Below are 24,719 nucleotides of genomic sequence, written 5' to 3'. Positions count from 1 at the left end.
CGCATTCCAGCGGCAGCTGCGCCTTCAATCAGGAATTTCCGATGACGATCCAGAGCAAATTCAGCGGCCTCGGCACCGATGCCGCGCCCGGACAGGAAGTCCGCCAGCTGGCCGGCGGCATCGACACGATGTTGCGCGGCGACGCGATCGGCGGGCGGCCGGTGGACTTTTCGCATGGCGACGTCGACGCGTTCACCCCGACGCCTGGCTCGTTCGAGGTCTTTTCAGCCGGTGTCGAAACCGGCGGCAAGCAGGCCTACACCGAATATCGTGGCGATCTCGGCATTCGCGAAGAACTCGCCGGGCGGCTCGCAGATTTCACCGGAGCGCCTGTCGATGCCCGTGACGGAATGATCATCACGCCCGGCACCCAGGGTGCCCTGTTCCTGGCCGTCGCCTCGACCGTGTCGCGGGGCGACAAGGTGGCGATCGTACAGCCCGATTATTTTGCCAACCGCAAACTGGTGGAATTCTGCGAAGGCGAAATGCTGCCCGTGCGCATGGACTATGCGACGGCCGAAGGCCGCTCGGGCCTCGACCTCAGCCAGCTGGAAGATGCGTTCAAATCGGGCGCCAAAATCTTCCTGTTCTCGAACCCCAACAATCCGGCAGGCGTCGTCTACTCCCGCGAAGAGATCGAGACGATTGCCGCTCTGGCAAGCCGGTACAACGCCACCGTCATCGTCGATCAGCTCTACGCCCGTCTCCTCTACACAGGCGTGGACTACACCCACTTGCGCGCGCAACAGCTGGATGCGGAAAACATCGTCACCATCATGGGACCGTCCAAGACGGAATCGCTCAGCGGCTATCGGCTTGGGGTGGCTTTCGGGTCGAAAGAAATCATTGCCCGGATGGAGAAGCTGCAGGCGATCGTGTCGCTACGCGCCGGCGGCTATAGCCAGGCCGTTCTGCGCACATGGTTCGACGAGCCGGCCGGCTGGATGGAGCAGCGCATTCGCAAGCACCAGGCGATCCGCGATGATCTTTTGAAGGTTTTCCGCGCGACTTCAGGTATTCAGGTCCGCACGACCGAAGCGGGCAGCTACATTTTTCCGGCCCTGCCCCGTCTGTCCGTCACCGGTAGTGATTTTGTCCGCATCCTGCGCCTGCAGGCAGGAATCATCGTGACGCCTGGAACGGAGTTCAGCCCGTTCTCCGAAAGCAGCGTGCGCCTGAACTTTTCGCAGGACCACGCCGCCGCCGTTGCCGCCTGCGAGCGCCTGGTGGCTCTCGTCGACCGGTACCGCGCATAAGCAGCGGAACGACCCGCGCGGGAACCAGGCGGGGCCGACTATTCAGTGGCGTGAAGAGCCGCGAATTGAAAGCCGGAATTCGTCCCCGCCGCGGTCTCCGTCAGGACATCCAGCGCAAACGCCGCCGAGGCGATGTCGATGAAGATGTCGTAGGACACCGCACCGAACCGGTCGAAGCGGGCCACCACCGCGTCCAGATGCAAGGCGCGGGTCTGCGCGAGATCGCCGGCCTTCAGGCTTTCCGGCCTCAGGTCGGCCATCGAAATCCGCCGCATCAGCGCCGGCGCCGCGGGGCCCGATATCACGAACCACGCCCACCCTTCGTCGCGATAGGCGTCGTAGCCCTTGGAGGACAGCTCACTGTCGTGCCAGGCCTTGCGCAGGTCGCGCAACCGCGCACCGCCGACGCCGGTAGGTGCGGCCAGCAGCACCTCCTGCTGGCCAAGTCGCAGCACGGATGTACCGCAAGACAAGGTAAGGGCGGTGTTCACCGCCTCCGGCAGGGACAGGCCTGCTTCAGCGAGCCAGGCAAGCGTACCGGAGCCACGCAGCCCGAAGCGTTCGGTGTGCGTGCAATCGAAAACGACGTTCTCATTGGCTCCGACGGGACCATCCTTCCGGCTCAGGCGGTGGGCGATGGCATTGCGGCGTAAGCTCGGATCGACATGGCCGGAATGCCCGATCGATGTCCCGCTATGGCTGATCGGGGCCATCCTACATCTCCTGCCGTTTGTTCTCTGGATCATAGAAAGGCGTGGGCACCACGTTGGCCCGCACTTCCTTGCCGCACAGGCCGCGTATACGGAGGCTGGATCCTGGCGTCGCGTCGCGCGGGTCGGCATAGGCCAGCCCGATCCATTTGCCCAGTGTCGGCGAAAAGCAGGTCGAGGTGACGAAGCCCACCGGGCGTCCGTCCCGGAACACGAGGCAGGATTCCGCCAGCCGGATGCCGTGGCCGTCGGGCAGTTCGAAGCCGCAAAGCTTGCGCTTCAGGCCCAGCCTGCCGCGTGCCTCGATGGCAGTCTTGCCGACATATCGGACCTTGGCTTTCGACAGCGCCCATCCCATGCCGAGCTCGTCCGGCGTCGACAGCGCGTCGGTATCCTGGCCGATGATGATGTGCCCCTTTTCCAGACGGAGGATGCGCGAGGCTTCCAGCCCATAGGGCTGCAGACCATAAGGCGCCCCCACCTCCAGCAGTTTTCGCCAAAGCGCCGCGCCGAAGGATTGCGGCACGTGCAGCTCATAGCTCAGCTCGCCGGTGAAGCCGATGCGCATGATGCGGACCGGACACCCGCCGATCACGCCGCCGCGGCCGTTGAGATAGGGAAAACCGTCCGGAGAGAGATCGATGTCGCCGCCCAGCGCCTCGAGCACCTTGCGCGCCGAAGGGCCGGTGACATTGATGGCGGCGAAGGCGGCGGTGACGTTCTGGATATCGACCCGCATGCCCCATTGCGTGTTCGCGAACAGCATGTCGGTGAAGACGCGGGCGACGGCGCCGGTGGTGGCGGTCACGTAGAATTCGCTCTCGGACAGGCGGAAAGCCACGCCGTCATCGATGACCGATCCCATGTCGTTCAGCATCAGGCAGTAGCGCACGCGCCCCACCGGCTGCCTGGCATGCGCCATCGTATAGATGCGGTCGAGGAAAGCGGCGGCATCCGGCCCCCGGATCGCCAGCTTGCCCAGGGTCGAGACATCAAGCATGCCGACCTTATTGCGCACCAGCGTGACCTCGTCGGAGATCGTCTTGCGGACATCGCGATCTCCGCCGTAATGCAGCGGTCGCCACCACGCGCCGACCGGTGTCAGCTTCGCTGCGCCCGCAACATGTTCGGCGTGGATTGCCGTATGCCGGTACGGCACATGGTTCGGGCCGGCCAGCAGTCCCAGTTTCTCCGGACCGAAGGGCGGCCGCGATGTGGTGATGCCAACCTCGCCCACCGTGCGGCCCGTTTCCGCCGCGACGATCCTGGCCGTTGCCAAGGCGGAATGCCGTCCCTGCGACGGCCCCATGCCGACAGTGGAGTAGCGCTTCACCAGCTCAAGGTCGCTATAGCCGTCGCTGACGGCGTTCTTGATGTCCTTGACCTGCAGGTCCTCGTCGAAATCCACGAAGTCCCGCCCCTTGACGTGGGCGGAGAGCGGCTGAAAATGGTTCATCCCTGCCGCGCCGGTATCCGGGATGACAGCCGGCAAGTCGACATCATGACCCACCCCGCGCACCGCGGCCGCGCCCGCGATCTCGCCGCTGCGCAGCACCGAGCTCAGCTCGAAATAGCCTGCCGCGGAACCGGCGACATGAAATGCCTCCGGCAGATTGCTCAGCACGAATTGCCGGCTGGTCTCGTCAAATCCGAGCTTCGCGCCGGCATGCAGCGGCAGCTGGTAAGACGGCGTGTAGCCGGCGGCGACGACGAGATGATCGCACTCCAGCAGCTCCGTGCCATGCTCCGGCGTGCTGAAGCGGATGGCTCGGACATGGCGATTGCCCGCGCTCCCCAACGCTTCCGTCACGGTGACATTCCAGATGATCCGGACGCCGCGCTCGACGAGGTGTTTCGCGATGGGATTGCCGGACGCATCGGCAGTGGGGTCGAGAACGGCGACCAGCGGCACGCCTGCGTCGAGAAGGTCGAGGGCCGCGAGATATCCGTCCCGGTTGCCGGCAAAGACCACGGCGCGCCGGCCAGGGCGAACCGCATAGTGGCGCATCAGCCTCTGCGCCGCCGACGACAGGAGGATGCCCGGCAGGTCGTTGTTGCGGAACACCAAGGGCTGTTCATGCGACCCCGCGGCCACCACGACCTGTTTGGCGCGAACACGGTAGAGCGTCTCGCCCTGCAGCACCGGAAGCCAGTTGTCGGCGAACCAGCCATTGCAGGTCGCATTGGTCAGCACCCGCAGATTGCCGAGCTTTTCGGCAGCGTCGCGCAGCGCCTGCAAAGTCGCCTCCGCCTCTGCCGTCTCGAGCCCGAAGCGCGCATAGGTCAATGCGCCGCCGAGTTCAGGATTCAAATCGACCAGCAGCACCTCGGCACCCGCCTCGGCGGCCTTGATGGCGGCCGAAAGCCCGGCCGGGCCCGCGCCGACGACCAGCACGTCGGTGTGCAGATTTTCCCTGATGTAATGGCCATGACCGGCGGCGGGATCGACCTTGCCGAGACCGGCCGATCTGCGGATCATCGGCTCCCAGAATTTGAGCCAGCTCTTCGCGCCGGGGCCAAAGAAGCTGCGATAGTAGAACCCGACCGGCATGAAACGGCCCAGCCTGTCGAGCACGGCGCCGCGGTCGCGTTCGGCGGTGCCGTTGACGTTCTGGGCCGTGACCTTCAACCCTTCGGCGATCGACCGCAGATCGGCCCGCACATTCGGCTCGTCCGGCAGTTGCACCAGCGTGTTGGCGTCCTGCCCGGCCATGCTCAGGATGCCGCGAGGACGGTGGTACTTGAAGGAGCGCGACAGGATCCAGCGATCGCTGCCGGCCATGGCCGAGGCAATGCAGTCGCCGGCGAAACCTTCGAGCGATCGGCCGTCGAAATCAAAACGGATTTTTCGGGTGCGATCGAGACGCGATCCCCAGGGAAATGGCAGCCGTTCGGTCATGTCAGGCAGGCTTTCGATTGGGGAGATAGGTGGCCAGGATCTGGTCGCTGACGGTGTGGCGCTCGGCGATCAGCACCGTGTTCGACGGTGTGTGCCGCCACCATTCCCGCATCACGCCGAGCGGGTTCTCGGCGTAGAACAGGGCTTCGATCAGTTGCTCGGGCTCATCGGCGCAGGCCTCGCGGACCGGCCCGAGATACTGAAATTCGGTGATGTTGCGTGGCCCGTTCACCGGGCAGGTCAAAAGCTTCATCGGGAGCACTCGTCAGTGGCTGGCGGCCGTGGCGCCCATCTCGTTCAGCAGCGCGAAGCTGTCGAACCGGCGGAGGTCGAATGGTTTCAGGACATCGGGCACGCGCCCGGTGGCGATGGTCTCGGCCATGCGCTTGCCGGCCACGGGCGTCGCCTTGAAGCCCCAGGTGCCCCAGCCGCAGTCGAGCCAGTAGTTCCGCAACGGCGAGGCGCCCATGATCGGGCTGTAATCCGGCGTCATGTCGGTAATCCCCGCCCATTGCCGCAGCAGCTTGACCTTGTGCAGGAAGGGGAAGAGGTGCAGCGCGCCTTCGGCGAGATGTTCCTTCTGGTCGAGCGTCGAGCGCGTCGAGGCCAGTTGGTAGGGATCTGAGCCGCCGCCGATGACGATCTCGCCACGCGAGGACTGCACCAGGTAGGTGTGCAGATTGGCCGACGAGACGAGTATGTCGAGGAACGGCTTCAGCGGCTGCGTCACCATCGCCTGCAGCGGGAAGCAGCGGATCGGCAGCCGGATGCCCGCCATGGCGGCGACCTGGCCATTGAGTCCGCCGACGGCCTGCAGCACCTGGCCTGCGCCAATCGTGCCGCGGTTCGTCCTGACATGGGTGACCCGGTCGCCCGCCTGCTCGAAGCCGATCACCTCAGTGCGCTGGTGGATCTCCACGCCGCGCGCGCCGGCATGCCTGGCATAGCCCCAGGCCACGGCATCATGGCGGGCAGTGCCGCCATCGGCATGCCAGAGCCCGCCCATCACCTCGTGCTGACCGCCGAGATCGAGGTTGAGATGCGGGCAAAGTTCCTTCACCGTCTGGACATCGACCACTTCGATCCTTGTGCCCATATGCTTGCCCATCTCGGCACGCAGATGGAAACTGCGCAGCGTCGCCTCGGAATGCGCGAGCGTCAGCTGCCCGCGCTGCGAAAACATGACGTTGAAGCCGAGATCCCGCGACATCGTCTCGAACAGCTCGACGCCTTCCTTGTAGAAGCGGACCGATTCCTCGGTCATGTAATTGGAGCGGATCGTGGTGGTGTTGCGCGCCGTGTTGCCACCGGCGAGATAGCCCTTTTCCAGCACGGCGACATTGCGGACGCCATGTACATTGGACAAATAGTAAGCCGCCGCGAGACCATGACCGCCGCCGCCGATGATCACCACATCGTAGGATCGTTTCAGGTCCGGCGTCGCAGGGATGTCGCGAAAGGGAACATGCCTGGAACGCAGGCCGTATTTCAGCAGAGAGAAAGGCATGGTTTCCTGCGGTTCAGCGGCTGGGAATGGACGTCAGAAAACCCGCCACGCCGACCTGGCGCAAGAAATCGTTCTTTACCCAGTGACCTCGTTTTCGTAGTGCATGAGAAACTTAAATGGGGTCTCCATGCGAAACCTGCCGCATCTCATTTATCTGGAAGCCTTTGAAGCGGCGGCGCGGCATCTGAGCTTCACCCGGGCCGCCGAGGAGTTGAATTGCACCCAGGCGGCGATCAGCCAACGGGTTCGGGCGCTGGAGCAATTCTTCGCCCGGCCGCTGTTCCACCGGCGCAGCAATGGCCTGGAACTCACCGAAGTCGGCACGGCCTATCTGCCGGGAATAGCCGAGGCTCTGGATCGGGCCGAAGCGGCGACCGAAGGGATGCTGGGCGCACAGGCGCAGACCAGCGTGACCGTTTCAGCCCCGCTCAGCTTCGTCACGCTGTGGCTCGCACAGCACCTGGCTGGTTTCTCCGCTGCCCATCCGCGCATCGAGGTGCGGCTGAACAGCACGATCTGGACCGACCCCAACGTTGAGCTGGCGGATCTCAGCATTCTGGCGCTCGATCCGCTGCAGCCTGTATCGGGTGCCGTGCAACTGGGACAAGAGCGGCTGATGCTGCTCTGCGACCCCGAGACTGGCCGCAAGGCCGCAGCGAAGCCCAGCGCAAACTGGCTCAACACCACACGGCTCATCTATGTGCAGGGCAGGATGCAGCTGCTGGACCTTTGGGCGAAGAAGGAAAACATCGGCATCGCGCCGCAAAAGGCGCCGATCAAGGCCGACAATGCGGCAGCGGCATTGGAGATAGCCGCATGCGCCGGCGGCATCACCGCCGTCATGTCGACCTATGCGGCAAGCTACCTGGCCTCGGGGCGGCTGGTGGCGCCGTTCGGCCCGGGGGAAATCCTGCCCGTTGCCCTGCATGCGGTGCCCAATCAACAGCGCCGGCTTTCGCGGTCCGCGACGCTGTTCCTGCAATGGCTGTCAGGGGAGATACCATTCCACCGCTAGATCGAGCATTGCTTCAGCGGCGCCGGCTCGCGTAGCGGGCATGTTGGCGGATCTCCGAACGGGAAATGCCGGCATCCGCCAGAGTGCTGTCCGGAACCCGCCGCAAGCTTGCAAGCGTCTGGCGATAGACAAGCCAGCGGGTAAAGCGGTCTCGAAGTTCGTACAACATGATCGTCTCCTTGGCGCGGGGAATGCCCGCGCGTTTGGCTAATCGAAAACGCAAAGCATCTGTGCAAAGCGCTTGCATGATCGAAAGGATTGCACTGGCTTCCCGGCCAACCGGGGTGCCTGCCAGTGTCCCGCCAAGCGGGATTGTCCAATGCCGCCAACACCCGGATACTTGCGCATCACGCCCGCTTCGCGCTACAGCCAAGGTCGCAAGGCATTTTTCATTTCTGCAAAATGGATATTGGCTGGGACGATCTTCGGCTGTTTCTCGACGTTGCGCGGCTGGGTGGCCTGAGCGCGGCGACGGCAACCACGCGCCTCAGCGCAGCCACGCTTGGACGACGCGTCACCGCGCTCGAGAAGCAGATCGGCGAACCGCTGTTCGTGCGTCAGCAGACCGGCTATCGGCTGACCCCGGTCGGGGAAGAACTGCTGCGGCGCGCCGAGGACGTCGAGGCGGCGATGCAATCGCTGACCCGCTGGCGCGAAGGCACCTTGCCCGACCGCATTGTCCGCGTCTCGGCCGGGCCATGGACCTCGGCTTTCATATCAGCCCATATCGACAAGGTCTGGACGGTCGATGACGGCATAAGGGTGGAGTTCGTCACCACCACCGGCCGGGTCGACATCGGTCGCCGTGCCGCCGACATCGGCATCCGCAGCGAGCGGCCGACCGAGCAGTGGCTGGCCGGCCGGCAGAGCGGCAAGGTCGCCCACGCGCTTTATTCCGGACGCCACCTCGTCAACGGCATCGCCGCCGGCCTGTTCGTCGGCGTCACCGGCGAAGGCGCAAACATCGCTTCGGCGCGCTGGCTGCAAGCCCATCACGGCGACCGCATTGCCGTGCGCGGCAACAACACCCATTCGGTGCGCGAACTGGTGGCCGCCGGCGCCGGCCTTTCGGTCTTTCCGTGCTTCGTCGGCGACAGCGACCCGCGGCTGGTTCGCGTCGCCCAGCCCATCCCTGAACTCGAAACCGACCAATGGATCGTCACTCATCACGAGGAACGCCATTCCCCGCCGGTCCGAAAAGTCGCCGGCCGGATTGCCGCCTTGATGCAAGCGCACCAGCCGCTGTTTCGCGGCGAAACGCCGATCCGGTAAGCCTCAGGCAATGAGCCGGCCCACAATGCCGATTTCGCGCGCAGGTGGCTATCAGGTTCAGCCGGGTGGCGGCCGCCTTGCGCCGGCTTTCTGGACCTTGACCAGCATCGCCAGGGCCGGCCTGCGGGGCTGAACTATCCGAGAGTTTGACTGGCCAGCGCATAGGTCACCGGCGCGGTTGCACCGCCGACGGCAAAATCGGTGAGGACTTTGCCCATCGACATGGTGAGCACCGTATCGAAAACCGGCATTCCACTGTGCGACAGAAAGGCTGCGAACTCGCCACTGTCCATGTGGGTGTCGATCCGCAGGAAAGACCCCGAATGGTCGGCCACGTGCGGCCGGACGACCGCCACGGCGTCGGCGTCGCTTTGCGCCACGACCGGCCCCACGACATGGCCCCGCCCGAACGGCCGGCAGAGCGCGAAAGCGGTCAGCGTATCGCCCTTGAAAAGCCCATAGCCGGCCGAGTGCGCGAAAAGCCTTTCGATGAGCGCCGCCCGCCTCACGCCAAATCCTGCCGCGTCGAGCGCGATCACGGCAGGAATATCACTTGCGTCCAAAATCCGCACATCGCCTCGAATATTTGCCGGCCTGCCCGTCGTCTGCAAGCGGGCGATGCCCTGGCATTGATAAACGGTCTTCTCCGGCTGGAAGTCGAGCGACAGATAGAGCCGCCTTGCCGCGCGCGTGGCATTAAGGCGCAGATCGCGCCCGGCGACCTTCTCGAAGACCCGTTTCATCAGCCATTGCCCCGCCCCCAGCGTCTGCAGTCGCGGCGAGGTGATGACCATCCCCACAGTGGCGAAATCGGCGCCATGCGCGAACCACATGGCCGAACCGAGAACCCGGCCGATCTCGTCGAGCGCCACGAACCCCTCTCCCGATTCACGCAGGAATTGCCAGTCCTCGGCGCGATGCGGCCATCCCACCGCGAGCGAGTGCGCGTGCAAGCGGTCCAGTTCGACGCCTTCGATGTCGCCGATCCGCATCGAGAAAGTGTCGATTTTCAAGCTTCCGGACGGCTTCAAGTCCATGCCCCTAAAAGATTGTCGCACTCGGCGCGGCACACTGATGGCCACCCTCTGCCCGCCAACGCTAAACGAGCGGACCGGTACGATTAGCTCGAAAGCCGAGCAGCAACGCAAGATTCAACTGAAACATTTCAGCTTTCGGCACGCAATCGCGAAAGAATGCACACACTCTCTCTGGAAATCTAGCAGCATATGGTCGACGGCACCGATCCCGGCGAACCCGAAACGCTTTGAGGGCTGGAATGGACGTCTTCGACATCCTCGATCGTCTCGTCGCCTTTCCATCGGTCGCTGGCAGGCCGAATGGCGATATCGCCGGCTGGATCGAGGCCTATCTCGAGGAACACGGAACACGGGTCACCGTGCTTCCAGGACCGGAAGGCGATCGTTCCAATCTTTTCGCGACGATCGGCCCCGTAGATGTTCCGGGCTATGTCCTGTCCGGCCATATGGACGTTGTTCCCGCCAGCGAGCCGCAATGGAGTTCGAACCCTTTCGCGCTGCGCCGCGACGGCGAACGGCTCTACGGACGTGGCACCACGGACATGAAGGGGTTTCTTGCCGCGGTGCTCGCTGCCGTGCCTGCGTTGGCGCGGCTGCGCCTTGCCAGGCCAATCCACCTCGCCTTCTCCTATGACGAGGAAGTGGGATGCCGCGGCGTGCCGCATTTGATCGCCCGCCTTCCCGAACTTTGCGCGAGGCCGCTCGGCGTCATCGTCGGCGAGCCGAGCGGAATGCGTGCCGTGCGCGGCCATAAGGGCAAGGCAGCCGCCCGCGTGGTCATCAACGGACGCTCCGGCCATTCCTCCCGACCCGATCTCGGGCTCAACGCCATCCATGCCATGGCCACTGCGCTGAGCGCGGCCGTGAGCGAAGCCGAGCGGCTGACAAACGGTCCGTTCGATCCGGCCTTCGAGCCGCCCTACTCCTCGCTGCAGGCCGGCGTCATGGCGGGCGGACATCAGGTCAACATCATTCCCGGCATCTGCAGTCTGGACCTGGAGGCGCGCGCCATACCTGGCGTCGACCCGGCGAGCCTGCTGGCACCTGTGAGGGCACGCGCAGAGGCGCTCGCGGCCGATGGCTTTCGCGTCGAGTGGAGCCCGATGAGCGCCTATCCGGCGATGTCGCTGCCGCCAGACGCACCACTTGCGGGACTGCTGCATACCTTGACCGGCGAAGCGCCGCTTGCCGCCGTCAGCTACGGCACGGAGGCCGGGCTTTACCAGGCCGTGGGGCTCGATGCGATCATCTGCGGACCCGGCGACATCGACCGCGCCCACAAGCCGGATGAGTACATTGTCACCAGCGAACTCGCCGCCTGCCAGCGAATGATCGAGACGCTGGGCGCCCGCTGCGCGACGTGAGGAAACCGGAATGACATTCCTGTTCAATTCCGATGCACGCCGCGGGGCGATCTTCGCCGATACCTTCGCGAGAGAACTGCCGGACGTCCCTTTCACGATGGATGCCGCGACGGTCGATCCCGACACCGTGCGTTATCTGATCAGCTGGACCGTGCCGGATAATCTCGCCCGCTACAGCAACCTGGAAATCCTGTTTTCCATCGGCGCCGGCGTCGATCAGTTTCACCTCGATGCGGTGCCTGCGAATGTGAAGGTCGTGCGCATGATCGAGGACGGCATCGTGCGCATGATGCAGGAATATGTGACGCTTGCCGTGCTCGCGCTCCACCGTAACCTGCCTGGATATCTGACACAGCAGCGCGCCGGTGAATGGGCTGATATCGCGCAGCTCCAGGCCGGATCGCGCCGGATCGGCGTGCTCGGCCTCGGGCAGCTCGGCCAAGCCGTCCTCGACCGCCTGAAGCCCTTCGGCTTCCCGCGCGCCGGATGGAGCCGCTCGCCCCGGCGGATCGAGGGCGTGACCTGTCATCATGGCGAGCTCGGGCTCGACGAGATGCTCGCCGTCAGCGACGTATTGATCTGCCTGCTGCCGCTGACCGAGGAGACACGCGGTTTCCTCGATGCTGAGCTGTTTGCGAAACTGCCCAAGGGCGCAGCGCTCGTCCATACCGGCCGGGGGCCGCAGCTCGACCACGAAGCCCTTGTCGCCGCGCTCGACAGCGGCCATCTTTCGGCGGCGATGATCGACGTCACCGATCCCGAACCACTGCCTTTGGGCCATCCGTTCTGGTCGCATCCGAAGGTCATCCTGACCCCGCATGTCGCCAGCGTCACCCAGCCCGCCAGCGCCGCGCTGGCCGTTATCGAAAACATCAGGCGTTACCGCGTCGGTCTTGATCCCATCGGGCTCGTCGACCGGTCGCGCGGCTATTGAAATTCAACATGAAAGGCCATCCCTTGTCCCTGCTCAAGACCGTCGATACCAGCCCGACCTTCCCGCCGCGCGAATCCGGGGCACTGCCCGAACGGCTGATAGCCGGCAACCCCGCCTTCAAAACCTGGGCGCAGGACGTCGCCAAGGGCGACCTCGTCCATACCGGCGTCTGGGAGGCGACGCCTGGGGAAACGCGCTCGATCAAGGGGGAGACTTTCGAGTTCTGCCACATCCTCTCCGGTGTGATCGAAATCACGCCCGACGGCGGCAAGCCGGTGACCTACCGCGCCGGCGACAGCTTTGTGATGAAACCTGGCTTCACCGGGATTTGGAAGACCATCGAAACGGTCCGCAAGATCTACGTAACCGTAGGGTGACGGGAGCGCGGAGGCGCCGGCCTCCGCAACAGATTTTGCCGTCTGTCATCGCCGGCACACAACAATCATCCGCGACCGATCGTCGAACGGTGCATGCTGCGCCAGAGCCCGCGCTAGGCTCCTGCAGAACAGTCCAGAGTGGGTGCCATGGGCCTGAGCTTCGACCCCGATACCGTCTCCCTTCCCGTCGGCCATTTCATTGGCGGGGAGCTGATCGCGGCCGAGGGTGCGATCGAGATGCACCGCCCGTCGGATGGCGGAGCCTACACCGCCTGCCCTGTGGCCGGCGTCGATATGGTCGACCGGGCGGTGGAGAGCGCGAAGGCGGCGCTGAAGGCCAGCAACTGGGGCAACGTTCGGCCACGCGAACGGACGAAGGCGCTTCAGGCCTGGGCCGACCTGATCGAGGCGGAAGCCGAAACGCTGGCCAGGATAGAGGCACTGTGCTCGACCCGGCCCGTCGGCCAGCTCATCGCCGGCGACATCGCCATCACCGCCGAGCAAATCCGCTTCTTCGCCGAGTTCGCCGACAAGGAAGGCAGCGAGCTCGTGCCGACCGACGACGCCACTCTCGGCATGATCATGAGCGAGCCCTATGGCGTGGTCGGCGCGATCACGCCCTGGAATTTCCCGATCTCGATGGCCGGCTGGAAGCTCGGCCCGGCACTGGCCGCGGGCAATGCGGTCGTGCTGAAGCCGTCGGAAATGACGCCCTTTTCGGCAGTCTACATGGCACAACTCGCCGTCAGGGCGGGTCTGCCGGCAGGGCTTGTAAACGTGGTGCTTGGAGACGGTCCGACGACCGGCACGGCACTGACCGGCCATCCCGAGATCGCCAAGGTCAGCTTCACCGGCTCGACCCGCGCCGGCTCGGCGATCATGGAGAATGTCGCACGCACCGGCGTCAAGCCGATGACGCTGGAACTCGGCGGCAAGAGCCCGCAGATCGTCTTTGCTGATGCCGATCTGGACAAGGCGGCGACGGCCATCGCCGGCAGCGTCACCTTCAATGCCGGCCAGGCCTGCGTCGCCGGCACGCGTCTGATCGTCGAGAGGAGCGTGGCCGAAAGGCTGACGGCCGCGATCCTGGAGAAGATGAAGGCGGTGCGGCCCGGCCCGACCTGGGACGAGGCGACGCAGTATTCGCCCATAATCTCGGAACGGCAGCGGGCGCGCGTCGACGGCATCGTGCGGGCCGCGATCGAGGCCGGCGGCGAATGCCTGACCGGCGGCGGCGTCATGGACAGCCCAGGCTATTTCTACGAACCGACGCTGATCGCCGATGTCGACCAGGCCAATCCGGCGATCGTCGAGGAAATCTTCGGCCCGGTCCTGACCGTCCAGACCTTCGAGACCGAGGAGGAGGCGCTGGCGCTGTCTTCCCATCCGACCTACGGGCTGGCGTCCGGCCTGTTCACCGCCGACCTGTCCCGCACGATCCGCTTCGCGCGCAAGCTCGAGGCCGGCACCGTCTGGGTCAACCGCTACAGCCGCTCGCGCGACCATATCCTGCCGACCGGCGGCTACAAGCGCTCCGGCATCGGCAAGGATCTCGGCCGCGAGGCCTATCTCGCCAACCGCAGGACCAAGAGCGTCCTGATAAGCCTCTAGAGAGATGCCGATGAAGTCCTATTCGATCGCCCTGATCCCCGGTGACGGCATCGGCCGCGATGTCACCGCCGCCGCATGGACGGTGCTGGAGACCGCAGCCAAACACGCGGGCTTTGCCTTGACCGCAACCGAGTTCCCCTGGTCCTGCAAATTCTACAAGGAGACTGGCCGCATGATGCCTGAGGACGGCATCGAGACCTTGCGCGGCTTCGACGCCATCCTTCTCGGCGCCGTCGGCTGGCCGGCGGAGGTGCCGGATTCCGTTTCGCTGCATGGCCTTTTGCTGCCGATCCGCAAGGCATTCGTGCAATACGCCAACATCCGGCCGCACCGCCTGCTGCCGGGCGTCACAGGACCGCTGCGGGCGGAAGGTTTCGACATATTATGCATCCGCGAGAACACCGAAGGCGAATATTCGGGCGCCGGCGGGCGCGTGCATCAAGGCACGCTGGACGAGGTCGCCGTCGAGACCTCGATCTTCACCCGCGCCGGCGTCGAGCGCATCCTGCGCTTCGGCTTCGAACAGGCACGGACAAGGCGCGGCAAACTGGCCTCCGTCACCAAGTCCAACGCGCAGAAATACTCGATGGTGTTCTGGGACGAGATCACGCGAAAGCTGGCGGCGGACTATCCGGACGTTGAAGTGACCAGCTATCATGTCGATGCGCTCGCCGCCCGCATGATCATGGCGCCGGAGAGCCTCGACGTGGTCGTCGCCTCCAACCTGTTCGGCGATATCCTCACCGACATCGGCGCGGCGATCCAGGGCGGGCTCGGCTACGCCGCCTCGGCCAACATCAATCCCGACCGCTCGGCGCCATCCATGTTCGAACCGGTGCACGGCTCGGCGCCCGACATCGCGCATCTCGGCATCGCCAATCCGATCGCCACCATCTGGTCCGGCGCCATGATGCTCGATCATCTCGGCGAAAAGGCCGCGGCCGGCCGCGTCATGAAGGCGGTCGAAGCCGCAACCGCCAGAGGCATGGGCACCATTCCCGGCAAGGACCGTACGGAAGCCATCACCGCCGCCGTCGTCGCGGCGCTCACCTGATTGCAAGGTCGATTTCAATGAAAAACCTCAGAGACAAAAGCCTCTTCCGCGAAGCCGGCCTGATCGGCGGCGAGTGGGTCGCCGCCGGCTCCGGCAAGACCGTCGATGTCATCGATCCGGCGACGCAGGCGGCCATCGGCACCGTACCGGACATGGCCGGTCTGGAGACCCGTGCGGCCATAGAGGCCGCTGCGTCCGCCTATGCGGCTTGGAAGAAGAAGACCAACGCCGAGCGCGCTATCCTGCTGGAGGCCTGGCATGGGCTGATGCTGGCGCATCTGGACGATCTCGCGCTGATCCTGACCACGGAACAGGGCAAGCCGCTGGACGAGGCCAAAGGCGAGATCCGTTACGGCGCGTCCTTCGTCAAATGGTTCGCCGAGGAAGCGCGCCGCATCAACGGCCACACCATCCCCTCGCCCACACCAGACCGCCGCATCATCGTGCTGAAGGAGCCGGTGGGCGTTTGCGGCATCATCACGCCGTGGAATTTTCCCAATGCGATGATCACCCGCAAGGTCGCGCCGGCGCTTGCCGCCGGCTGCACCGTGGTGATCAAGCCGTCCGAGTTCACCCCCTATTCGGCGCTGGCGCTCGGCGCGCTTGCCGAGCGCGCCGGCATCCCTGCCGGCGTCATCAACATCGTCACCGGCATGCCGACCGAGATCGGCAACGAAATCATGGCGAACGAGACCGTCCGCAAGATCTCCTTCACCGGCTCGACGCGGGTCGGCTCGCTGCTGATGCGCGGGGCGGCCGACAGCGTGAAGCGGCTCAGCCTCGAACTCGGGGGCAACGCCCCCTTCATCGTCTTCGACGACGCCGATCTCGACCTCGCCGTCGAGGGCGCGCTGGTCTCGAAATTCCGCAATGGCGGCCAGACCTGCGTCTGCGCCAACTGCATCCTCGTTCAGGCCGGTGTCTACGACGCCTTCGCTGCCAAGCTATCCGCTCGCGTCAACGCCATGACGGTGGGGCCGGGCACACAGCCCGGCGTCGCCATCGGGCCGATGATCAACATGGCGGCGGTCGAGAAGATCAACCGCCACGTCGAGGACGCGCTCGCCAAGGGTGCTGTAATCATCACCGAGAAGCCGGCCTTGCCCGACGGCCCTCAGTATGTCGCGCCGCTGGTGCTGAGCGGCGCCACCAAGGACATGCAGCTCGCCGGCGAAGAGACGTTCGGCCCGGTCGCGCCGCTTTTCCGGTTCGAGACGGAAGAGGAAGCGATCGCGCTGGCCAATGGCACGCCCTACGGCCTCGCCTCCTACTTCTATACCGAGAATCTGCGGCGCGCCTGGCGCGTCGGCGAGGCGCTGGAGTTCGGCATGGTGGGCTTGAACACCGGCTCGGTCTCGATCGAAGTCGCCCCCTTCGGCGGCGTCAAGCTGTCCGGCCTCGGCCGCGAGGGCGCGCAGGCCGGCATCGAGGAATATCTCGAGATGAAGAGCTTTCACATGGGCGGGCTGGGCTGAGGCAGTTTTTGCCGAAGCCGGGCCGGATCGGCGATCACTGAATCCGGTCGAGCGCCTTGTAATAGAGCCCGACCATCGGCAGGAACCAGGGCTTGCCGGAATAGCCCGGAATAGCAGGCCATTCGAGCCCCTTCAGCGGATTGCGGTCCTCGCGGCCGAGCATGGCATCGGCCAGGATCATGCCGAGATGGGTGGAGAGCTGCGCACCGTGGCCGGAATAGCCCATCGCGAACCACACACCGTCCTGGTAACCGGCGCGCGGAAAACGGTCCTTGGTCATGTCGACCAGCCCGCCCCAGCAATAGTCGATCTCGACCTTGGCGAGCTGCGGAAAGATCGCCGCGAGGCCCGCCCGCAGGATCTGTCCGCTCCTGGCGTCGGAGCGCTGGTCCGATGTCGCCGAGAAGCGTGCGCGGCCGCCGAAGATCAGGCGATTGTCCGGTGACAGCCGGAAGTAGTTGCCGATGTTCATCGAGGTGACGCATGTCCGGTTGCCGGGCATGGTGGCAGTGATCTCGGCGTCGCTTAGCGGCCGCGTGGCGATGATGAAGCTGCCGACGGAAATGATCCTGCGACGGAAATAGCTGAAGTCAGGCGTGGTGTAGGCGCCGGTCGCCACCAGCACATTGTCGGCGCTGATGCGGCCGCGCGAAGTGGTCAGCTCATGCCGGCTGCCGGCCTGCTTGTGATCGGTCACCGCCGCGTTTTCATAAATGACGGCACCGTGGCGGGTGGCAGAAGTGGCGAGACCCGTCACATAACGCCCCATATGCATCATGGCGCTCTTCTTCGACAGCATCGCGCCATGGAAGGGCGAGCCGATCTCGGATTTGAGGTCGGCCGCCGTCAGCAGCGCCGTATCCGGATCCACTTCGGCATGGAGGGCCTCGAAGTTGCGGGCGATCGCTTCGAAATGTTGCGGCTTGGAGGCGAGCTTCAGCTTGCCGGCGCGGCGGAAGTTGCAGTCGATGCCTTCTTCGGCGACCAGCGCCTCGATGGTGTCGACGGAGTCGTCAAGCGCCCGGTAGAGCGCGATGGCGCGCTCCTTGCCGAGCTCCGCCTTGGCCGAGAGGTAGCTGTGGGCGAGGCCGTTGTTGAGGTGTCCGCCATTGCGGCCGGATGCGCCCCAGCCCACACGCTGCGCCTCCAGCACGACCACCTTGGCACCGGCCTTCGCCAGCTGGCGCGCGGCGGCGAGCCCGGTGAAGCCGCCGCCGATGATGGCGGCATCGTAGTGCCCCTCGACCGGGCCTTGCGCCCCGCCGGAAAAGACGGGAGCTGTGTCGTGCCAGTAGGAGACGAACTTCATCGGCGATCCGCCTTGTTTCAGAGCCCAACCACGCCTGGAAGACCGGAAATGTCCGATATCTCGACATAGCCATAGTACGGGTTGGCCGGTTCGTGGCCGCGATTGACCCATACCTTGTTCTTGATGCCGAGATCGTGTGCCGACATCAGGTCGTAGCGGAACGAGGACGAGCAGTGAAGAACATCCTCCGGGCCGCAACCCAGCCTGTCGAACATGTATTCGAAGGCCTTGAAGCGCGGCTTGTAGGCCTGCGCCTGCTCGGCCGTGTAGACGGCATGGAACGGCGCGCCGAGCTTCTCGACATTGGACATGATCTGCGCGTTCATGGCGTTGGAGAGGATGACCAGCGGAATTTCCTTGGCGACTTTCGCCAGGCCGGCTGGAACATCCGCATGAGGTCCCCAGGTCGGAACGCGCTCATAGACCATTCTGGCATCGTCGGCGCTGAAAGCAACGCCGTTGCGCTTGCAGGTGCGCTCGAGCGCATTATGGACGACGTCGGCATAGGGCTTCCAGTCGCCCATAATCTCGTCGAGCCGATAGGCCGCGAAATTCTTGATGAACTCCTGCATGCGTGGCTCGTCGAGGCCGCTGCCGTAGAGGTCGCGCGCCGCTTCCGCCATCTGGAAAAAGGTCAACGTGCCGTAGCAGTCGAAGGTGATGTATTTGGGCCTGAAGGAAGCCATAGCAGTCGATCTCCGGTGGAAGCACATCCGCGCTGGGATGTATTTCATCATAGGACGGCAGGCAGCGGCCCACCTGACCGAAATCGCCCTCCCGAAAGCAGAAAGTTCCGTATCCGCCATCCGGTTTGGCACGCTGTAGCATCTGGCGTGCCGATTGTGGCGCCGCGCGCGGCGTTAGGCGCGTCCGCCGCGGGCGATGCCAGCACAAGATGCGGCGCACCCCTCGTGCTACGGCGAAAGATACTGTCCAAGCCAAAGCCTTCAGACGATCTGCGGCGCGCCGATGCCCGAGACTTGGGCTCTAGACGGAAGGATGCCTCATGCCGCAGGGCGAGATCGAACTCCGGGCCTTCGGGCCGGACCATATCGAAGGCGCCGTGGCGCTTTCCCGCCAGGAGAATTGGCCGCATCGCCCGCAGGACTGGCAGATGGCGCTGCAGCTCTCGAGCGGCGCGGTCGCGCTCGACGATCAGGGCCGCGTCGCCGGGACCATCCTGGTCACGCCCTACGGCATGGACTGCGCCATGATCAACATGGTGATCGTCGACAGGAACGCGCGCGGCAAGGGGCTTGGGCGCCGGCTCATGGATCAGGCATTTGCGCTTGCCGGCAAACGTCCGCTGCGGCTCGTCGCGACGGCGGACGGCATGCCTCTCTATGAGAAACTAGGCTTCGTGCCTTCCGGCACCATTTTGCAGCACCAGGGCAAGGTCGCGGCGCTTGGCGCGCCCGATGGCGTGGAAGCAGCCGGTCCTGACGATCTGCCTGACATCAAGGCGCTGGACCGCGATGCTTATGGCGCCGACCGCGAGGCCCTGATCGATGCGCTGGCGGAGCGCGGCCAGTTCGCGGTCATCCACCGCGACGGCGCCATCGAGGCCTATGCCGCGATCCGCCCGTTCGGACGCGGCGAGGTGATCGGTCCGGTCATCGCGGGAAGCGCAGCCGAGGCGAAGGCCCTGATCGGCTTCTTTGCGGCGTCGCGTCCAGGCGCCTTCCTGCGCGTGGATACCGGCAGCGGGACTGGCATCGCCGGCTGGCTCGAGGAAATCGGCCTCACCCATGTCGGCGGCGGCGTGGCCATGGACCGTCCACCCAAGACGGTCGCGGAACAGGCCAGGCCAAAAATTTACGCCCTCGCCAACCAGGCGCTCGGCTAGGAGGACAACAATGCTCGCCAATTCGCTGATCGAACTCGACCGCGCCCATCTCATCCATCCGGTCTCATCCTATCGCGGCCACGAGGCACTTGGTGTCCGTGTCTTGAAATCGGCGAAGGGCGCGACCGTGACCGACGCTTCCGGCAAGCAACTCGTCGACGGATTCGCCGGACTGTGGTGCGTCAATGCCGGCTATGGCCACGACAGCATCGTCGAGGCGGCGGCCCGGCAGATGCGCGAGCTCCCTTACGCCACCGCCTATTTCGATCTCGGCTCGGAGCCGGCCATCCGGCTCGCCTCGGAACTGGCCGAGCGCGCGCCCGGCGATCTCAATCACGTCTTCTTCACGCTTGGCGGGTCGGACGCGGTCGACAGCACCATCCGTTTCGTCCGCTACTACTGGAATGCCAAGGGCGAGCCGCAACGCGACCAGTTCATTTCCATCGAACAGGGCTATCACGGCTCGTCGGTCGTCGGCGCGGGCCTGACAGCGCTCCCCGCCTTTCACGCCGGCTTCGGCATTCCCTTCGAATGGCAGCACAAGATCCCCTCCCCCTATCCCTATCGCAACCCGGTCGGCGAGGACGGCAACGCGATCATCGCCGCATCGCTCGCCGCGCTGAAGGCCAAGATCGAGGCGATCGGGCCGGAGCGGGTCGCCGCCTTCTATGCCGAACCGATCCAGGGCTCGGGCGGCGTCATCGTCCCGCCGAAAGGCTGGATCAAGGCGATGCGCGAGCTCTGCCGGGAGTACGGCGTCCTGTTCATCGCCGACGAGGTGATCACCGGCTTCGGCCGCACGGGGCCTCTGTTCGCCTGCACCGAAGAGGAGATCGTTCCCGATTTCATGACGACGGCGAAGGGGCTGACCTCGGGCTATGTTCCCATGGGCGCCGTGTTCATGGCCGATCATGTCTATAACGTCATCGCCGATGGCGCGGGCGCCTCGGCCGTCGGCCACGGCTACACCTATTCCGCCCATCCCGTCAGTGCCGCCGTCGCGCTTGAGGTGTTGAAGCTCTACGAAGACGGCCTTCTGGACAATGGCATCAAGGCCGGCGCCCGCCTGATGGCGGGATTGAAGGGCCTGAGCGACCACCCGCTCGTCGGCGATGTGCGTGGCCGCGGCATGCTTGCCGCCATCGAACTGGTGGTCGACAAGCGGAAGAAGACGCCGGTTCCAGCATCGGCGATGCCGGCACGGCGCATCTTCGACAGGGCGTGGGACAACGGCCTGATCATCCGTGCCTTTGCCAACGGGGTTCTCGGCTACGCGCCGCCGCTCTGCTGCACCGACGCCGATATCGATGCGATCATCGAGCGCACGCGTCGGACGCTCGACCAGACGCTGGACGATCCCGATGTCCGCCAGGCACTGGCATGACGGCGAAATATGTCGTGTCTCGAAATATCGCCGGGGCGGACGATTTCGCAATTTTGTGCCGCCCCCTCACGCCTTTTCGGCGAATCCAGCGCGGGGGAAGTGCCAGACTGCAGTTAAGACAAGGCCAGAAAGCCCGGATTTCCGGGCCTTCGAGAAAGGCCGACGCCCCGGACAGCACGGAATTTTGTTCTGTTCGACACATGCAATTCGGCCGTACGCAGAGGAGAGCCAGTCTTGGCCAGGGGCTTTAGCGAATTCAAATACTTGACCTTCGATGTGGTCGGCACGCTGATCAACTTCGAAGGCGGGATTACGACCTGCCTGGCGGGAATTGCCGCCGAGGCCGGTGTTTCGATCGATGACGAGGAAGCGCTGAGCCTCTACCGGCAGGCCCGTTACATGCCCGATGCCGGCCTGTTTCCCGACGATCTCGTACGTGTCTACACAGTCATCGCGCCGCGGCTCGGCCTCCCGACCGAGGAGAAATACGGCGTCCGCCTGCGGGATTCGGCCAGTGTCTGGCAAGACTTCCCCGACAGCGCGGCTGCATTGGCGGACCTTGCGAGGTCGCACAGGCTGATCGCCATGACCAATGCAAGGCGCTGGGCGCTCGATCATTTCGAAAAGCAGCTCGGATCGCCCTTTTTCGCCACCTTTACGGCCGACGATACAGGCACGGAGAAACCGGACCCGGCCTTCTTCCAGAAGGTCTTCGATTTCGTGGCCTCCCGAGGCGACAGCAAGGACGACATCCTGCACGTCGCGCAAAGCCAGTACCACGACATCGGCATATCCCGGGCACTTGGCTTGACCAATTGCTGGATCGAGCGCCGGCACGCCCAGAAGGGCTATGGCGGCACGATCGAGCCCGAGCGCTTCACCGCGCCGGACTACCATTTCACCTCAATGGCCGCATTGGCGGCGGCCGTGCGGGAAAGCCTGAAGGAACGAACCTGAGCCCAAGCCCGGAAAGCCGCAGCAAGACGAGCAACCCGGAAACAAACAGAAAGGGGAATGCTATGACCGACAAGATCACCAACTGGACCAGCGCAGACGATGCCATGGTCGAGAATGCCATCCGGCGGGGCGCGAGCCGCCGCGAACTTCTCAAGATGCTGTTGGCCGGCGGCGCCGCGGTTGCGGCGGGCAGCGTGGTGCTTGGCCGTGCCACCCAAGCCGTCGCCGCCACGCCGGTCTCCGGCGGCAATTTCAAGGCCGCCGGCTGGTCGTCCTCGACCGCCGACACGCTGGATCCGGCAAAGGCGTCGCTGTCGACCGACTATGTCCGCTGCTGCTCGCTCTACAACCGCCTGACTTTCCTCGACAAGGATGGCGTCACGCAGATGGAGTTGGCCGAAAGCTTTGACAGCAAGGACGCCAAGACCTGGACCGTGAAGCTGCGCAAGGGCGTCACCTTCCACGACGGCAAGGACCTCACCGCAGACGACGTCGTCTTCTCGCTGAAGCGCCATCTCGACAAGGCTGTCGGCTCCAAGGTCGCCAAGATCGCCGCACAGATGACCGGCTTTAAGGCGGTCGACAAGTCCACGGTCGAGATCACGCTCGCCGATCCGAATGCCGACCTTCCGACCATCCTGGCGCTGCACCACTTCATGATCGTCCAGGACGGCACCACCGACTTCTCCAAGGGCAACGGCACCGGCGCCTTCGTGCTGCAAACGTTCGAACCGGGCGTGCGCTCGGTGGTCACCAAGAACAAGAACTACTGGAAGTCGGGCAAGCCCTATCTCGACTCGTTCGAGTTCATCGCCATCAGCGACGATAGCGCCCGCGTCAACGCCCTGCTTTCCGGCGACATCAGCTTCGCCGCCTCGATCAATCCGCGCGCGATGAAGCTCATCGGCGGCCAGCAGGGCTTCGAACTGTCGAAGACGACCTCGGGCAACTACACCGACCTCAACATCCGGCTCGACATGGATCCGGGCAGCAAGGCCGACTTCGTGACCGGCATGAAGTATCTCGTCAATCGCGAGCAGATCGTCAAATCGGCGCTGCGCGGCCTCGGCGAAATCGGCAACGACCAGCCCGTCTCGCCAGCGAACATCTTCCACAATGCCGACCTCAAGCCGAAGGCCTTCGACCCGGACAAGGCGAAGTTCCACTTCCAGAAGGCGGGCCTGCTCGGCCAGTCCATTCCCGTGATCGCTTCCGATGCCGCGACCTCGTCGATCGACATGGCTGTGATCATCCAGGCCGCCGGCGCCGATATCGGCATGAAGCTCGACGTCCAGCGCGTGCCGTCCGACGGCTACTGGGACAATTACTGGCTCAAGGCGCCGATCCATTTCGGCAACATCAATCCGCGCCCGACGCCGGACATCCTGTTCTCGCTCCTCTACGCCTCCAACGCGCCCTGGAACGAAAGCCAGTACAAGTCGGAGAAGTTCGACAAGCTGATGATCGAGGCGCGCGGCTCGCTCGACCAGGCCAAGCGCAAGGAGATCTACGGCCAGATGCAGACCATGATCTCCGAGGAGGCCGGCACCATCATCCCGGCCTACATTTCCAACGTCGATGCCCTCTCCAGCAAGGTGAAGGGTTTGGAGGCGAACCCGCTCGGTGGCATGATGGGCTACGCAATGGCGGAATATCTCTGGCTCGAAGCCTGAGAGGCGCCTGCCGGGGACCGGACAGCCGGTCCCCGGCACCTATTGCGCAACATGGCTTGGCCGAACGCAACCGCAGGAGCGCTTCCATGAAGTCTGGGGTTCTCAACCTCGTGCTGAAGCGGCTGGCGATCGCGGTCGTCACGCTTTTGATCGTCTTGTTCGCCGTGTTTTTCGCCACCAGCATGCTGCCCGGCGACACCGCGTCGATCCTGCTCGGCCAGGCGGCCACCCCGGAAGCCGTCGCCGGCCTGCGCGAGGCCATGCATCTCAACGATCCGGCAATCCTGCGCTTCCTGCTCTGGCTTCTCGGCCTGCTCCACGGCGATCTCGGCACCTCCTATGCCAATGAGATGCCGGTCGCAGCGCTGATCGGCGGGCGCTTCGTCAACACCATGGAACTCGCCGGCATCACCACGCTGCTCTCGGTGCCGCTCGCGCTGACGCTTGGCATCACCGCCGCCATGCTGCGCGGTTCCCTCTACGACCGCGCCGTCACCATTCTTTCGATCGGCGTCATCTCGGTGCCGGAATTCATGGTCGCGACGCTCGCGGTTCTGCTTTTCGCTGTCTATCTCAAATGGCTGCCGGCCCTGTCCTCGGTCAATGAAGCGCATACGCTGACCGACCTCGTGCGCATCTATGCCATGCCGGTGATCACGCTGACCTTCGTCATCTCCGCCCAGATGATCCGCATGACCCGAGCCGCGGTGATCGAAACGCTCTCCACGCCCTATGTCGAGATGGCGCTTCTCAAAGGCGCCTCACGCGGCCGCATGGTGCTCAAGCACGCGCTTCCCAATGCGCTTGGACCGATCGTCAACGCGGTTGCGCTGTCGCTGTCCTATCTGGTCGGCGGCGTCATCATCGTCGAGACGATCTTCAACTATCCCGGCATCGCCAAGCTGATGGTCGATGCGGTCGCCACCCGCGACCTGCCGCTGATCCAAAGCTGCGCGATGATCTTCTGCCTCGGCTATCTCTTGCTCATCACCGTCGCCGACATCATCGCCATCATGTCCAACCCGAGGCTCAGGTGACG

General features: G+C 64.7%; 22 protein-coding genes. 14 read left to right on the top strand and 8 right to left on the bottom strand.

Going from position 1 to position 24,719, the window contains the following annotated elements; all coding sequences use genetic code 11:
- Positions 1-41: 41 nt before the first annotated feature.
- Positions 42-1,256: a pyridoxal phosphate-dependent aminotransferase gene (locus JN279_RS14550; protein WP_202353118.1), complete on the top strand. Its 1,215-nt coding sequence runs from the start codon at positions 42-44 to the stop codon at positions 1,254-1,256.
- A 38-nt stretch (positions 1,257-1,294) separates the two neighbouring features.
- Here the strand turns inward: JN279_RS14550 and JN279_RS14545 are convergent, their stop codons facing one another.
- From JN279_RS14545 to JN279_RS14530, 4 genes are read right to left on the bottom strand one after another with little or no spacing between them, the layout of a single operon-like run.
- Positions 1,295-1,969 (bottom strand): hypothetical protein, encoded by a 675-nt coding sequence (locus JN279_RS14545; RefSeq protein ID WP_202353117.1) that lies wholly within the window; start codon positions 1,967-1,969, stop codon positions 1,295-1,297.
- A 1-nt stretch (position 1,970) separates the two neighbouring features.
- Positions 1,971-4,865 (bottom strand): 2Fe-2S iron-sulfur cluster-binding protein, encoded by a 2,895-nt coding sequence (locus JN279_RS14540; protein WP_202353116.1) that lies wholly within the window; start codon positions 4,863-4,865, stop codon positions 1,971-1,973.
- Between the two features lies 1 nt (position 4,866).
- Positions 4,867-5,118 (bottom strand): sarcosine oxidase subunit delta, encoded by a 252-nt coding sequence (locus tag JN279_RS14535; RefSeq protein ID WP_202353115.1) that lies wholly within the window; start codon positions 5,116-5,118, stop codon positions 4,867-4,869.
- Between the two features lie 12 nt (positions 5,119-5,130).
- Positions 5,131-6,372 (bottom strand): FAD-dependent oxidoreductase, encoded by a 1,242-nt coding sequence (locus JN279_RS14530; protein WP_202353114.1) that lies wholly within the window; start codon positions 6,370-6,372, stop codon positions 5,131-5,133.
- 127 nt (positions 6,373-6,499) lie between these two features.
- Here JN279_RS14530 and JN279_RS14525 point away from each other — a divergent pair, with 127 nt between their 5' ends.
- The gene (locus JN279_RS14525; protein WP_202353113.1) at positions 6,500-7,387 is read left to right on the top strand and encodes a LysR family transcriptional regulator; all 888 of its coding nucleotides are present in this window, start codon (positions 6,500-6,502) and stop codon (positions 7,385-7,387) included.
- A 13-nt stretch (positions 7,388-7,400) separates the two neighbouring features.
- On the opposite strand, the gene JN279_RS14520 is transcribed toward JN279_RS14525, so the two are convergent.
- A complete protein-coding gene (locus JN279_RS14520; protein ID WP_202353112.1) occupies positions 7,401-7,556 on the bottom strand; it encodes a DUF1127 domain-containing protein in 156 nt (51 codons plus the stop codon).
- A 125-nt stretch (positions 7,557-7,681) separates the two neighbouring features.
- Between JN279_RS14520 and JN279_RS14515 the strand changes: the two genes are divergently transcribed.
- Positions 7,682-8,659 carry a LysR family transcriptional regulator gene (locus JN279_RS14515; protein WP_202353111.1) on the top strand — a complete coding sequence of 326 codons (978 nt, stop codon included), beginning with the start codon at positions 7,682-7,684 and terminating at the stop codon, positions 8,657-8,659.
- A gap of 134 nt (positions 8,660-8,793) precedes the next feature.
- Here JN279_RS14515 and JN279_RS14510 read toward each other — a convergent pair whose 3' ends face one another.
- Positions 8,794-9,696: a GNAT family N-acetyltransferase gene (locus JN279_RS14510; protein ID WP_202353110.1), complete on the bottom strand. Its 903-nt coding sequence runs from the start codon at positions 9,694-9,696 to the stop codon at positions 8,794-8,796.
- 239 nt (positions 9,697-9,935) lie between these two features.
- Here JN279_RS14510 and argE point away from each other — a divergent pair, with 239 nt between their 5' ends.
- From argE to JN279_RS14480, 6 genes are all read left to right on the top strand, one after another.
- A complete protein-coding gene (argE, locus tag JN279_RS14505; RefSeq protein ID WP_202353109.1) occupies positions 9,936-11,060 on the top strand; it encodes an acetylornithine deacetylase in 1,125 nt (374 codons plus the stop codon).
- Between the two features lie 10 nt (positions 11,061-11,070).
- Positions 11,071-11,994: a 2-hydroxyacid dehydrogenase gene (locus JN279_RS14500; protein WP_202353108.1), complete on the top strand. Its 924-nt coding sequence runs from the start codon at positions 11,071-11,073 to the stop codon at positions 11,992-11,994.
- Positions 11,995-12,017: 23 nt separating this feature from the next.
- On the top strand, positions 12,018-12,371 hold the full coding sequence (locus tag JN279_RS14495; RefSeq protein WP_202353107.1) for a cupin domain-containing protein: 354 nt from the start codon (positions 12,018-12,020) through the stop codon (positions 12,369-12,371).
- A gap of 147 nt (positions 12,372-12,518) precedes the next feature.
- Positions 12,519-13,982 carry an aldehyde dehydrogenase family protein gene (locus JN279_RS14490; RefSeq protein ID WP_202353106.1) on the top strand — a complete coding sequence of 488 codons (1,464 nt, stop codon included), beginning with the start codon at positions 12,519-12,521 and terminating at the stop codon, positions 13,980-13,982.
- A 10-nt stretch (positions 13,983-13,992) separates the two neighbouring features.
- A complete protein-coding gene (locus JN279_RS14485) occupies positions 13,993-15,036 on the top strand; it encodes a tartrate dehydrogenase (RefSeq protein WP_096457665.1) in 1,044 nt (347 codons plus the stop codon).
- Positions 15,037-15,053: 17 nt separating this feature from the next.
- Positions 15,054-16,511 (top strand): NAD-dependent succinate-semialdehyde dehydrogenase, encoded by a 1,458-nt coding sequence (locus JN279_RS14480; protein ID WP_202353105.1) that lies wholly within the window; start codon positions 15,054-15,056, stop codon positions 16,509-16,511.
- 34 nt (positions 16,512-16,545) lie between these two features.
- Here JN279_RS14480 and JN279_RS14475 read toward each other — a convergent pair whose 3' ends face one another.
- Together JN279_RS14475 and JN279_RS14470 are read right to left on the bottom strand one after the other, a co-directional pair.
- A complete protein-coding gene (locus JN279_RS14475; protein WP_096448801.1) occupies positions 16,546-17,820 on the bottom strand; it encodes an NAD(P)/FAD-dependent oxidoreductase in 1,275 nt (424 codons plus the stop codon).
- Positions 17,821-17,837: 17 nt separating this feature from the next.
- A complete protein-coding gene (locus JN279_RS14470) occupies positions 17,838-18,506 on the bottom strand; it encodes a haloacid dehalogenase type II (protein ID WP_096448803.1) in 669 nt (222 codons plus the stop codon).
- 320 nt (positions 18,507-18,826) lie between these two features.
- Between JN279_RS14470 and JN279_RS14465 the strand changes: the two genes are divergently transcribed.
- The 5 genes from JN279_RS14465 to JN279_RS14445 all read left to right on the top strand — a co-directional run bounded on the left by JN279_RS14465 (position 18,827) and on the right by JN279_RS14445 (position 24,717).
- A complete protein-coding gene (locus JN279_RS14465) occupies positions 18,827-19,666 on the top strand; it encodes a GNAT family N-acetyltransferase (RefSeq protein ID WP_096448805.1) in 840 nt (279 codons plus the stop codon).
- Positions 19,667-19,676: 10 nt separating this feature from the next.
- A complete protein-coding gene (locus tag JN279_RS14460) occupies positions 19,677-21,050 on the top strand; it encodes an aspartate aminotransferase family protein (RefSeq protein WP_202353104.1) in 1,374 nt (457 codons plus the stop codon).
- 234 nt (positions 21,051-21,284) lie between these two features.
- Positions 21,285-22,007: an HAD-IA family hydrolase gene (locus JN279_RS14455; RefSeq protein WP_202353103.1), complete on the top strand. Its 723-nt coding sequence runs from the start codon at positions 21,285-21,287 to the stop codon at positions 22,005-22,007.
- A gap of 62 nt (positions 22,008-22,069) precedes the next feature.
- A complete protein-coding gene (locus JN279_RS14450) occupies positions 22,070-23,680 on the top strand; it encodes an ABC transporter substrate-binding protein (protein WP_202353102.1) in 1,611 nt (536 codons plus the stop codon).
- A gap of 86 nt (positions 23,681-23,766) precedes the next feature.
- Positions 23,767-24,717, top strand: a complete 951-nt coding sequence (locus JN279_RS14445; protein WP_202353101.1) for an ABC transporter permease — start codon at positions 23,767-23,769, stop codon at positions 24,715-24,717.
- Positions 24,718-24,719: the final 2 nt, after the last annotated feature.

Source organism: Mesorhizobium sp. 113-1-2 (genome assembly GCF_016756475.1).
GTDB classification, from domain to species: domain Bacteria; phylum Pseudomonadota; class Alphaproteobacteria; order Rhizobiales; family Rhizobiaceae; genus Mesorhizobium; species Mesorhizobium loti_C.
This window is presented reverse-complemented; position numbering and strand designations above follow the sequence as displayed.

Coding starts and splice junctions, on each gene's coding strand:
- JN279_RS14550 (WP_202353118.1), top strand. CDS start 42: ATGACGATCCAGAGCAAATTCAGCGGCCTCGGCACCGATGCCGCGCCC.
- JN279_RS14545 (WP_202353117.1), bottom strand. CDS start 1,969: ATGGCCCCGATCAGCCATAGCGGGACATCGATCGGGCATTCCGGCCAT.
- JN279_RS14540 (WP_202353116.1), bottom strand. CDS start 4,865: ATGACCGAACGGCTGCCATTTCCCTGGGGATCGCGTCTCGATCGCACC.
- JN279_RS14535 (WP_202353115.1), bottom strand. CDS start 5,118: ATGAAGCTTTTGACCTGCCCGGTGAACGGGCCACGCAACATCACCGAA.
- JN279_RS14530 (WP_202353114.1), bottom strand. CDS start 6,372: ATGCCTTTCTCTCTGCTGAAATACGGCCTGCGTTCCAGGCATGTTCCC.
- JN279_RS14525 (WP_202353113.1), top strand. CDS start 6,500: ATGCGAAACCTGCCGCATCTCATTTATCTGGAAGCCTTTGAAGCGGCG.
- JN279_RS14520 (WP_202353112.1), bottom strand. CDS start 7,556: ATGTTGTACGAACTTCGAGACCGCTTTACCCGCTGGCTTGTCTATCGC.
- JN279_RS14510 (WP_202353110.1), bottom strand. CDS start 9,696: ATGGACTTGAAGCCGTCCGGAAGCTTGAAAATCGACACTTTCTCGATG.
- argE (WP_202353109.1), top strand. CDS start 9,936: ATGGACGTCTTCGACATCCTCGATCGTCTCGTCGCCTTTCCATCGGTC.
- JN279_RS14500 (WP_202353108.1), top strand. CDS start 11,071: ATGACATTCCTGTTCAATTCCGATGCACGCCGCGGGGCGATCTTCGCC.
- JN279_RS14490 (WP_202353106.1), top strand. CDS start 12,519: ATGGGCCTGAGCTTCGACCCCGATACCGTCTCCCTTCCCGTCGGCCAT.
- JN279_RS14485 (WP_096457665.1), top strand. CDS start 13,993: ATGAAGTCCTATTCGATCGCCCTGATCCCCGGTGACGGCATCGGCCGC.
- JN279_RS14480 (WP_202353105.1), top strand. CDS start 15,054: ATGAAAAACCTCAGAGACAAAAGCCTCTTCCGCGAAGCCGGCCTGATC.
- JN279_RS14475 (WP_096448801.1), bottom strand. CDS start 17,820: ATGAAGTTCGTCTCCTACTGGCACGACACAGCTCCCGTCTTTTCCGGC.
- JN279_RS14470 (WP_096448803.1), bottom strand. CDS start 18,506: ATGGCTTCCTTCAGGCCCAAATACATCACCTTCGACTGCTACGGCACG.
- JN279_RS14465 (WP_096448805.1), top strand. CDS start 18,827: ATGCCGCAGGGCGAGATCGAACTCCGGGCCTTCGGGCCGGACCATATC.
- JN279_RS14460 (WP_202353104.1), top strand. CDS start 19,677: ATGCTCGCCAATTCGCTGATCGAACTCGACCGCGCCCATCTCATCCAT.
- JN279_RS14450 (WP_202353102.1), top strand. CDS start 22,070: ATGACCGACAAGATCACCAACTGGACCAGCGCAGACGATGCCATGGTC.
- JN279_RS14445 (WP_202353101.1), top strand. CDS start 23,767: ATGAAGTCTGGGGTTCTCAACCTCGTGCTGAAGCGGCTGGCGATCGCG.